This is a genomic window from Mailhella massiliensis (genome assembly GCF_020741395.1).
Taxonomy (GTDB): Bacteria; Desulfobacterota; Desulfovibrionia; order Desulfovibrionales; family Desulfovibrionaceae; genus Mailhella; species Mailhella massiliensis_A.
On the sequence record NZ_DYZA01000189.1, the window covers coordinates 1 to 10,419 of the forward strand.

Consider the following 10,419-nt stretch of genomic DNA (forward strand, 5'->3'; position numbering starts at 1 on the left):
ATAGACAGTATAATAATAACAAAAGGAACAATATAGTGATCTGTTATGAGAAAAAGAGTGAATATCCCCAGATTGATCAAAAAGAAAACAGCAATTAGTAATGCCTCTCCCCTTTTTTCTTGCCTGAGGCCTCCGCAGGCAAGAAAGATGATCCCGAAAAGAACGGCAACAGCCACAAGCGTCGACATGGAAAAAACACCTTTTGGGACAATATATCTTTATCGTTCTTATCGTTCAGGCGCAAGCAGCCTGCGACGCATGAAAATCAAGCTTCCGCCCCGGCGCTGCCTGTCGGGGAGCGCCGGGGCAGGGAAAACGCAGCCTTCCCCGCCCTGCTCTTTTCCGGCTCTCCCGGGGGCAGCCTCCCGCAGGCGTGTCAGGCATGCCCTGCGCGCAGCCGCCGAAGCGCGGCCCGGCGGGCCGGGCCGCGAGCGCAGGCCGGGTTCCCCTACTTTCTTTCCAGCACCAGCATGGTGAGCGGCGGCAGGTAGAGGGTGATATCCTGCATGTCGATGCCGGTGGAGGCGTCGCTGAAGTGTTCGGTGGCGGGCCTGCCGGGCACGAGGTTGCCGCAGCCGCCGAAGCGCGGTTCGTCGGAGGAGAGGATTTCCACATACTTGCCCGGGGGCACCTGAAAGCGCATTTCCGGCTCGGGCTGCGTCTCGTGGAAGTTGAAGGCGAAAAGCAGCTTCCCTCGGGAGAAGGCGAGCAGGCGCTTGTCCTCATGGATGAAGCGGAATTCCGGGTTCCTCGCAAAGTCGCGGCGATGCCTGTCCGCAATGTCCTTCAGAAGCGCCTTGTCCCAGCGGGAAAGCGCGGCGTAGAAGGAGACCTGGTCTTCCGCGAGCTGCCACTGACGGTGGGCGTGCTCCTCGTCGTCCAGCCATTCGGGGTGGCCGAATTCCGTGCCCATGAAGCTGAGGTAGCCCGCGTCGGCGGAGGTGAGGGTGACGCCGCGCATAAGCCGGTAGAGGGACACGCCGCGGGTCTCGTTCCAGGTGGCGTTGAAGGGGCTCATGCGGGTGTACATGGCATCGCCCACCATGCGCCAGATCATGGCGTCGTCGCCGTTGATGCACTGGTCGTGGCACTCCACATAGCTTATGGTGCGGTCGTAGGGGCGGTGATTAGTCATTTCATACCACAGCCGCCCCATTTCCGAAGGCTTCTTGATGTACTTGCCCCAGAAGTCGGGCAGGCCCATGGCAAAGCGGTAGTCGAAGCCGAGGCCGCCTTCCTCCGGCGGGCAGGTCAGCCCGGGCATGCCGCTGAACTCCTCGGCGATAGTCACGGCCGAGGGGTTCAGCTCATGGATGAGGGCGTTGGCCATGCACAGGTACAGCTCGCCCCAGGCGTTGGTACGGCGCGATCCGTCCGGCGCGTAGAAGCAGCGGCCCACATGGGAGAAGCTGTCGCCTATGCCGTGGTCGGTGTAGAGCATGTTGCCCACGGCGTCGAAGCGGAAGCCGTCCACATGGAATTCCTCCATCCAGTAGCGGCAGTTGGACATGAGGAAGCGGCGCGTCATGTCCTTGTGATAGTCGAAGGAGGGCGTGCCCCACTGGTTGGCGCGGGTATCGAAGAAATAGGAGCTGGAATCGTACTTGGCAAGGCCCTGCTCGGTGTTGGCGCAGGCGTGGGCGTGGGTGATATCGAGGAGGACGTAGAGCCCCAGCCTGTGGGCCTCGTCCACCAGGCGGCAGAAGCCCGCCGGGTCGCCGTAGCGGGAACAGGGCGCGAAATAGCTGCTCACCTGATAGCCGAAGGACTTGTAGAGCGGGTGCTCGGGCACGCCCATGAGCTGCACGGCGTTGTAGCCCCCGGCCTTCACGCGGGGCAGCACCTCGGCGGCGAAATCGTCGTAACTGCCGATGGAGCCCTTCGTGTGGGTGCGCGCGTCCTGCGCCATGCCGATGTGCGCCTCGTAAATGCGCGGGAACTTCGGCCTTTTCGGCGCGGCGTAGCGGAATTCCCAGGGCTTTTCCGGGGCCCATACCCTCGCGCACCACTGGTCGGGATTATCCTTGTCCTGCTCCACCCACTGGGCAAAGGCGGGCACGCGGCGCAGAAGCCCGGTATCGCCCTTGCCGTAGAGGCGTATCTCGTAATAATCCCCGTGGGCAAGCGCGTCTTCGGGCAGGTAGAGCTGCCAGAGGTCGTGCCCCAGGCGCACCAGCTCGAATTCCGGGCGCAGCTCGAAATTGATGCGGTTCGTGGTGATCCACACGCGCCCCGCCGCAGGCATGTACTCGCGCACATGCCAGGAGCGGCGGCCGTCCTTCCCCGTCACCAGCCGGAGGCCCAGCCGGTGATGCAGGGCCGCGTAGGCCGTGAGGGAGCCGTAGCCGCGCAGGATGCGCGCGTATTCCTCACGGCAGCGGTTCGTCCTCTCTTCCAGGAACGGCAGATACTCGGAAAGCTCGGGATCGGTCAACGGATTCAGCAAAGCCATGCCGCACTCCTTCTTGCACGCTTGTTCAGGGAAAAAGGGGCTCCGCCCCGGAAAAGGCGCGGCTGAAAAAGCCCGCCGCCCGCGCCTTTTCTCCCCAAGCATAACCAAGGATGCCCCGGATGCACAAGCCCCTCCCGGGCGGAGAGTCCCCGGCACAGGCGGCATCGCTGAAAGAAAAAAACGCAGGCTTGGCGGCAGGGGCGGAGTTTTTCTTCCCCTCTCCCCCGCCGGGCCCCTCCGCGCCGGGGACGTCCGGCCCGTCTCCCGCGCAGAAGGCGGGCCGGACGCCAAAGGACACGGGAAAAAAGCTTGCCCCGCGCCCCGCCCGGGGAGGCAAACTCCCCGTTCATGATCGACGGGCGGAACAGGTTCCCGCCTGCCCTGCGGCCGGGGCAGGTTCCCGTTCTCTCATTTTTGCGGTCTTCCCGGCGGCCGGGAGGGCATCTTTGCCGCATCAGGGAAAGTCCCCTGCGCGGCAGCATCCCGCACTACGGGCATAGAGGCAAACATGAAAAAACTTCCCCGCAGCCGGGGACGGATTGCCCGGGGCAGACGCCCCCTGCCGGGAATAGCCGTTGTTCCCGGTGCGCGGGGACGGCACTTTCAGGTGCGCCCCTGCCGGGCTACGCGCTCCGGCCCTGCCCGGCTTTTTCCCCGGCTTCCTCCAACGCCTCGCCCAGGGTGCGGCCCTTTTCGGCCACGGCCTCGGCCGTGTACTGCACGGCAAGGCGGGCGGCCAGGGCGAGCTGGTCCTCGCGGCTCATGGATTCGTTGTCCATCTTGACGGTGAGCACCTCGTTCAGGATGCGGCCTATCATGGGGCCGGGCTCCACGCCCATGTGCTTCAGGTCGTCGCCGTTGATATCGGCCTTCATCTGGCGGCCCAGATAGATATAGCGGGTGAGCTTCTCATGCAGCTCCGGCTTGTCTTCCCGGGCCAGAAGGTAGAGCAGAGTTTCCAGGGGCGCGCGGCCGAGCATGCGGTGCAGCTCGCTGAGGGGGCCGTCGGCCTTTTCCCAGCGCGTCATGCCCTGGCGCACGGCCATGATGGAGGAGCGCACCAGCATGGTTTCGCGCTTCCTCCTGTCGGAGAACTGGAGCCTGTCGAGGAGCTGCTCCACCTCGGCTCCCGGGGCGCGGCGGCACAGGGCTATGACCATGAGCATGAGCAGGTCCGGCACTTCGGGCAGGTACATGCGCATGTACCATTCGAGCACGCGGCGCACGCGGTCGGCCATGTCGCGCTTTTCGTCGTTCATGGCAAGGAGCGGATGCACTTCGGCCAGAAGGCCCAGCTCGTCCATGCGGCGGAAGGCAAGGAAGGGATTTCTTTCCTCCATCATGAGCTCCAGCTCATGGCAGATGCGCGAGCCGGAAAGATGATGGATGAGGTGCAGGTCGTCTATGGCGTTGCGCATGAAGCGCTCGCACTGGGCGCCCATGCGGAAGCCGTAGCGCTGCTCGAAGCGCACGGCGCGGAACATGCGCGTGGGGTCTTCCACAAAGCTCAGGGCGTGCAGGGTGCGGATGCGCTTGTTGCGTATGTCTTCCTGGCCGTCGAAAAAGTCCACGAGCTGGCCGAAGGAAGGGGGATTCAGGCGTATGGCCATGGCGTTGATGGAAAAATCGCGGCGGTACAGGTCCATCTTGATGGAGCCGCGCTCCACCTGCGGCAGGGCCCCCGGCTCGGCGTAGAATTCCAGGCGCGCGGTGGCTATGTCCACCTTGATTTCCGTGGGCTCCGCAAGGTGCGTGCGGCGGTGCTGCTTCACGTCCCGGCAGAGGCTCTCGGCAGGAAAGACCAGCATGGCCGTCATGAATTCGCGGTGCTCGCGCACGCGGCCCTTGAGGTGTATGGCCAGGCTGTGGGCAAAGGCCATGGCGTCGCCCTCTATGACGAGGTCCACGTCGATATCCGGCCACTTCAGGCCCTTATCCATGACAAGGTCGCGCACAAATCCGCCCACCACATACACCGCGGCCCCCCGATCCTCGGCGATTTCCCCGGCAAGGCGCAGAAAATCCAGGCAGGGCTGGGGCAGGCGCTTGCCCATGGCGGAGGCAAGGCTGCGCTCCTTGCGCGCCTTGCGGCTCACCGGCGGGATGTGCGCGCCGTTCTCCCCCATGAAGAGACGTATGATATCCGTGCGCGTCACCACGCCCACCACGGGCCGGGCGAGCAACGCTTCCGCGCGCTCCTCCTCTTCCAGGCCCTCCACGTCCTCCCCGTCCACCACGGGGATGAGGCGCTGCCGGCCGCCTATCATGATATCCACCAGCTCCTGTATGCCCGCGCTCTTCGGCACCACGCTGAAGGAGCGCTGCATGTACATAGTCACGCCTATCTGCGCAAGCCCGTGCCCCGAGGCCTTGGCCGCAGTCTCCTGGGCAAGCAGCCCGAGGCAGCGCCGCGTACCTTCCGCGAAGATGGGCACGGCCTTCAGGCCGTAGCGGATCATGAGGGACTGCGCCTCCCCAATGGTCAGGCGTTCGGAAGCGCCGAGGGCCGGGCTGGTCATGAGCTTGCCTGCGTTCTCGTCGGCATTCACAAGGAGCGAGGCCTGCATCTTCAGAAAATCGCGCACCTGGGGCAGCGTCATGTCCTTGACGGAAGCGGAGGCCGCGTAATGATGCCCTCCCCCGCCGATGCGGCGGCAGATTTCCCCCACGTCCACCATGGGAGAATTGCTCCGGCCCACCACCTGCACCTTGTCCTCCATGGAGGCCACGGCGAAAAGCACGGAGCAGCCTTCGATTTCCATGATGCGCGGGGCAAGGGTGGCGAAATCCTCAAGGAAGGTCTCGCTCTGCATGGAAGAAATGGCCATGAGCACGCCGCCTATGTCGCGCAGCTGCGTATTCTCCAGCATCACGGAGAGGGCGTGGAGCTGCTCGCGGCCCATGGTGCGCGTGATGAGGCGGCTCACCACCGCAAGGTCGGCTTCAAGGCCCGCCAGCCACGCGGCCGCCTCAAGGTCGCGCTTCGTGGTGGAATTGTAGAGGAAGGAGCCCGTGTCGCCGTAAATGCCCGCAGCAAGGGCCGTGGCCGTTTCGCACGTTACCGGAAGGCCCCTTCTGCGCAGTTCCTCCACAATGACGGTACTTGCGGCCCCCACCTTCTCCACGCGCATGAGGGAGGCGGGAAGCCTGTCTTCGCCCTCGTCGTCGGAAAGGCCGTGATGGTCCCACACATGGATCTCCAGCCCCGGCTTCTCCTCCAGGAGCCTTTTCACCGGCGAAATGCGGCTGCGCAGGTGCGTATCCACCACCACAAGGCGCTTCACCGCCTCCGTGTCCAGCTCCTTCTGGCTTATGCACGGGTAAAGCGGCTCCACCACGTCCTCATAGAATTCCTGTACCTGCTTTTCCTGGCTGCCGGGGAAAAGCAGCACGGCCCCGGGGTACAGGGCAAGCGCGCCCACCAGGGAGGCAAGGGCGTCGTTGTCGGCGTTGACATGGCAGGTGATGACGGTATCGGCGCTCATCGTTCATTCCTCTATGGTCGGCTCCCCGGAAGGGGAAGGCTGCGGATTGACGGGCTGTTGCGGCGCGCTCCCCTTTCCGGGGGAGGAAAAGTTGCGCGGGTGGCAGCGGCGGTACACTTCTTCGAGCACGTCGGAGCGCACATGGGTATAAAGCTCCGTGGCCGCAAGGTCGCTGTGGCCGAGCAGAAGCTGCACGGTGCGCAGGTCCGCCCCGCCTTCCAGAAGATGCGTGGCAAAGGTGTGCCGCATGGTGTGCGGCGAAATGTCGCGGTCTATGCCCGCCTCCAGGGCGTAGCGGCGGATGAGCTTCCACACCGCCTGCCGGGTGAGGCCCGTGCCGGAGCGGTTCAGGAACACATGGCTGTCCTGCGGCATGAATTCCGGCCGCACCTTGCGAAGATAATATTCCATCACGGCCACGGCCCGGGCGTGCAGGGGCACGAGGCGCTCCTTGCGGCCCTTGCCGAACACGCGCAGCGCCCCGCGCTGAAGGTCGATATCCAGGGGGTGCAGGCCGATGAGCTCGGACACGCGCAGCCCGGAGGCGTACAAGAGCTCCAGCATGGCCCTGTCGCGGCGGCCGAGCTTCGTATCCTCATCCGGCGCGGCAATGAGCGCAAGCGCCTCCTCGCGGCTCAGCACGGAAGGCAGGGTGTGGGGAAGCTTCGGCCCGTCCAGAAGCGCGGCGGGGTTGCCCTCCATCATGTCCCTGTCCGCGCACCAGGAAAAGAAGCCGCGCAGGCAGGAAAGGCGGCGGGCCAGCGTGCGCCTGCCGTCCCCCCTTTTCCGCAGCCAGACCACGAAAAGCAGAAGCTCCTCGTCGTCCAGGCGCGCGAGGGCCTGCCTTGCGGACAAATCCTCCGCCCCGCTCTCCTCCAGGAAGGAAGAAAGGGCGGCAATGTCCTGCCGGTAGGAATCCGCCGTGGCCGGGGAAAGGCCGCGCACGGCCAGAAGCTCGTCGAGCCAGCGCTCCCCGAGGCGGCGCAGGCTGTCTGAAGGGGCCTTGCGCGCCGCCCTGAGGGCCGAAGGCCGCTCTTTCGGCTCCTTCTGCCCCGGGGCGGCGGGCGCGTCGATCACGGCCTGCGCCTCCAGAAGCGCGGAACGCTCCTTTTTCGGCCTCCCGCGCCGCCCCTTTGCCGCTTCTTCCGCCATGCCCTTACCTCCCCGCCTTCCGGCAACACTGAAACGTCACGCCAGATTAACGGCGCGCGAAGGCCGCGTCAACGCCCCGGGCAGGACCCGGAAACACGGCGGAACCTCCTTCCAAAAACGGCCCTGCAAAAATCCCGTGCAGGAAAGGGACGGAAAGGCGCGAAGGCAGGAAGGCCCCACGGGCAAGGGGGGACGCGCCCTGCAACGAAAGCAGCTTCCGTGAACGCGGGGAGGGGCCTTTTTGGGGGGACGAAGGGCTCCTTCCTGCAAAAAAACAGCCGGGGAGAATCCGGGGCAAAACGGCCCCGGCGCGGGCCTGAAGGCCGGAAAAGCTCCTGCGGGCCTGTTCCCGCCCTGTTCCGCGCCGCCCCTGCCCGGCAGGAACGCGGGGAGGGGCTTTTTTGGGGGGACGGGGGGCGGGCAGCGAGAGGAAAAGCCCTTCTTTGCCGCAGCCCCCGGCGGCTTTTGCGCAAGGGGGCCATTCAAGCGCGGGCGGCAACATCCCCGCAGGGGCAGGAAAGGCGGAAAACTCGCGGGCCATTTCCACGGAACGGCGCGCCGCACGGGGTTGGGCCGGGGGGAGGGAAGCATAACGCATTTGTCGCTCTCCTCCCCTTGCCTTTACTTCTCTGTGCGGGTATTGTAGTTGCGCAAAAAGGAACTATCGCCCGGGCGCAACCCTGTATCCCCTTCTGGTGTGGACTGCCGATAATGAAAAAATACCTGCCGATTCTGGGAAAGCTTCTCGTTCTCTTCATCTGTGTGCTGGCCTGCTGGCTTCTCTACGACAAGCTCAAGCGCTACAGTATGGAAGAAATCATCGACAGTATTCTTCACATACGGCATCGGCAGCTTGTCATGGCCGTCATTCTTGTGGTGCTCAACTACGCCATACTTGTAGGATACGACTGGCTCGCCGTGAAGGCCATACACCGAAAGCTCCCCTTTCCGCGCATCTGCCTGGTGTCCTTTGCCGGTTCTGCGGTGAGCTACAACCTGGGCGCGCTGCTCGGCGGCACCACGGTGCGCTACCGGCTCTACAGCGCGTGGGGCTTCCACGCCATAGATATCGTACGCCTCGTGCTCATGCTGGCCGTCACCTTCTGGATAGGGGCGCTGGGCCTTGCCGGGGGCGTGCTGCTTTTCGCCAATGTGCACATACCGCCGGAACTTTCCATCGATCCTTCCCACATACGCCCCCTGGGGGCCGCGCTGCTCGGGCTTTGCGTGCTCTACCTTTTCGTGTGCTGGTGGGCGAGGGGCCGCGCCGTGCGCATCTTCAAGAAGGAATTCGCCCTGCCCACCCTGCCCATAGCCCTGGCGCAGACGGCCGTGGCCTGCGCCGACCTGCTGGTCGCCGCCGCCTGCCTCTATGTGCTGCTGCCGGAAAGCAGCACCATTTCCTTTGCCGACTTCCTGCCCAACTACCTGCTCGCCCAGGTGGCCGTGGTGCTCACCCATGTGCCCGGCGGCGTGGGCGTGCTGGAGCTTATCCTCATGCACATCATCCACGGCGTGGTGCCGCAGCGCCTGTTCGGGGCCATACTCGTCTTCCGTGTGCTCTACTACCTTGTGCCGCTGCTCATCTCCCTCATCCTCCTCTTCCTCTATGAATTCCGCCTGCGCAGCCGCACCCCGGAAGAAATAGCCGCCGAAGAGAAGGAAACCCTGCCCGATCCCGCAGAAAACGGGCAGCCGTAGGCCCCTTGCCCGACAGGCGCGCCCCGGGCTGCCGAAGCCTTGCCGGAGAAAAAAGTCACACCACAAGAGGGGACCGGGCTTCGACGAGAGCGCCCGGCGGCCTGCGCAGCCGCAGCCCGGAAAAATGCCCGCGCGGCCTTTTCTCAGGCGCCTTCTCCCGAAGGCTGATGAAGCTCCCTGACAAGGAGAGAACCTCACGGCTCAGGAAAAGGCAGGCTACACCCGTTCCCCGCCTTTCCCTTCCGGGTGCGGGCGCATCTCCCCGCAGAGGGCGGGCTTACAAAGAAGACCCGTACGTTATCCGGAGCTCCCTGCGCGGTGCTCCTCTTTCTGGAAGAAGCAAAAAACGCCGGGAGCCTTTTCCGGCCCCCCTTCCCCGTGCGGACGGAGCTTCGCGCGGGGCGCAGTCCGGGGGAAGGCTTTGCGGGAGGGGAAGGCGGCCGTATGATAATCATGGCAGGCAGGCAAGGCCGCGCTACAAGAGAGAAAAGCGCCCGATGTTCCCGCAGGCAGTCGCGGGGTGCGGGCCCCTTTCACCCTTCAGCCAAGGAGAACCTTATGTTCAAGCGCATCGGCATGCTTCTTATGGCGACCTGCCTTCTGCTGCCCGGCACGTCCCATGCCGCCGACCTCATCGGCGTATACGTCGCGCCCAAATTCGTGCTCAACGTGCAACATTCCAAGTCGGAGCTTTCCTATCTCGGGCAGAAAGTGGATTCCGATTCCAAGACTTCGGCCCGTGCGGGCGGCGCGCTGGCCATAGGTTACGACTTTTCCCCGGTGCTCGACGTGCCCGTACGCGCGGAACTGGAATACGGGGCCTACGGCAGGGTATCGAAAAGCTCGGGCGACGGCGACCATGCCCTGCACGCCAAAGTAGGCCTGCAAACCCTGCTTGCCAACGTGTACTGGGATATCACCACCTGGAACGGCTTCACCCCCTATGTGGGCGCGGGCCTCGGCATGGCCTTCCTGAAAACCGAAGGCCATGTGAACCATTCCCGCCTTGCCGCCGACCTCATCGGCTCTGGGAGCGACACGGACACGGTGTTCGCCGGGCAGATAGGCCTCGGCTGCTCCTACGCCTTTACGGAGAACATTTCCGCCGACATAGGCTACCGCTTCCTCACCATGGACAACGGCAATGTTTCCGGCATCGCCCATGAGATGAAGCTGAATTCCAAGGATAACTACGTCCATCAGTTCATGCTGGGCCTGAGGGTGACCTTCTGATCACCTTTTCCCCAGGTTGTCAAAGCCCGTGCGGCGCAGGCCGTGCGGGCTTTTTTTCCGGCATTTTCCTTTCCGGGCAAGGGCCCTTTATGCAGAAGCGCCGCGCACGGAGAGGGGCGGCCCTTGCCGCGTCCGCCCTGCCGCGCAGGCCCGTCCTTTTCTCCACGCCGGAGGGACGCGCAGGCCCGCCCTTTTCTTCACGACGGAGGGACGCGCAGGCCCGCCCTTTTCTTCACGCCGGAGGGACGCGCAGGCCCGTCTGCCCCGGATACGCTGTACGGACGCGGGGCTTGCACGACTCGGGCCTTGCTGACGCCGCGAGTGAATCGCGGCTGCGCGGCCCTCGCGGCCCGGCCGCCTGAAGGCCGGCCGGGGGCCCCCGAGCGTTGAGAAGGG

At 64.7% G+C, this 10,419-nt stretch carries 6 protein-coding genes; 2 read left to right on the forward strand and 4 right to left on the reverse strand.

Annotation, left to right across the window (positions count from 1 at the left end; genetic code table 11):
* The 4 genes from K8W16_RS09410 to K8W16_RS09425 form a co-directional block, all read right to left on the reverse strand.
* The coding region (locus K8W16_RS09410) for a hypothetical protein (protein WP_304122907.1) at positions 1–188 on the reverse strand (188 nt) is incomplete at its 3' end.
* Between the two features lie 260 nt (positions 189–448).
* Positions 449–2,452 (reverse strand): alpha amylase C-terminal domain-containing protein, encoded by a 2,004-nt coding sequence (locus K8W16_RS09415; protein ID WP_304122909.1) that lies wholly within the window; start codon positions 2,450–2,452, stop codon positions 449–451.
* A gap of 623 nt (positions 2,453–3,075) precedes the next feature.
* Positions 3,076–5,937 carry a DHHA1 domain-containing protein gene (locus K8W16_RS09420; RefSeq protein ID WP_304122911.1) on the reverse strand — a complete coding sequence of 954 codons (2,862 nt, stop codon included), beginning with the start codon at positions 5,935–5,937 and terminating at the stop codon, positions 3,076–3,078.
* Between the two features lie 3 nt (positions 5,938–5,940).
* Positions 5,941–7,089, reverse strand: coding sequence for a site-specific tyrosine recombinase (locus K8W16_RS09425; RefSeq protein ID WP_304122913.1), 1,149 nt, complete (start codon positions 7,087–7,089; stop codon positions 5,941–5,943).
* A gap of 711 nt (positions 7,090–7,800) precedes the next feature.
* Here K8W16_RS09425 and K8W16_RS09430 point away from each other — a divergent pair.
* Both K8W16_RS09430 and K8W16_RS09435 read left to right on the forward strand, forming a co-directional pair.
* Complete coding sequence (locus tag K8W16_RS09430; protein ID WP_304122915.1) at positions 7,801–8,790, forward strand: YbhN family protein; 990 nt, start codon at positions 7,801–7,803, stop codon at positions 8,788–8,790.
* 558 nt (positions 8,791–9,348) lie between these two features.
* Complete coding sequence (locus K8W16_RS09435; protein WP_304122916.1) at positions 9,349–10,023, forward strand: outer membrane protein; 675 nt, start codon at positions 9,349–9,351, stop codon at positions 10,021–10,023.
* The last annotated feature ends 396 nt before the right edge of the window (positions 10,024–10,419 follow it).

What these genes read in the sequence shown, in the direction of transcription:
- K8W16_RS09435 (WP_304122916.1), top strand. Translation starts at nt 9,349, where the DNA reads ATGTTCAAGCGCATCGGCATGCTTCTTATGGCGACCTGCCTTCTGCTG.
- K8W16_RS09425 (WP_304122913.1), bottom strand. Translation starts at nt 7,089, where the DNA reads ATGGCGGAAGAAGCGGCAAAGGGGCGGCGCGGGAGGCCGAAAAAGGAG.
- K8W16_RS09415 (WP_304122909.1), bottom strand. Translation starts at nt 2,452, where the DNA reads ATGGCTTTGCTGAATCCGTTGACCGATCCCGAGCTTTCCGAGTATCTG.
- K8W16_RS09420 (WP_304122911.1), bottom strand. Translation starts at nt 5,937, where the DNA reads ATGAGCGCCGATACCGTCATCACCTGCCATGTCAACGCCGACAACGAC.
- K8W16_RS09430 (WP_304122915.1), top strand. Translation starts at nt 7,801, where the DNA reads ATGAAAAAATACCTGCCGATTCTGGGAAAGCTTCTCGTTCTCTTCATC.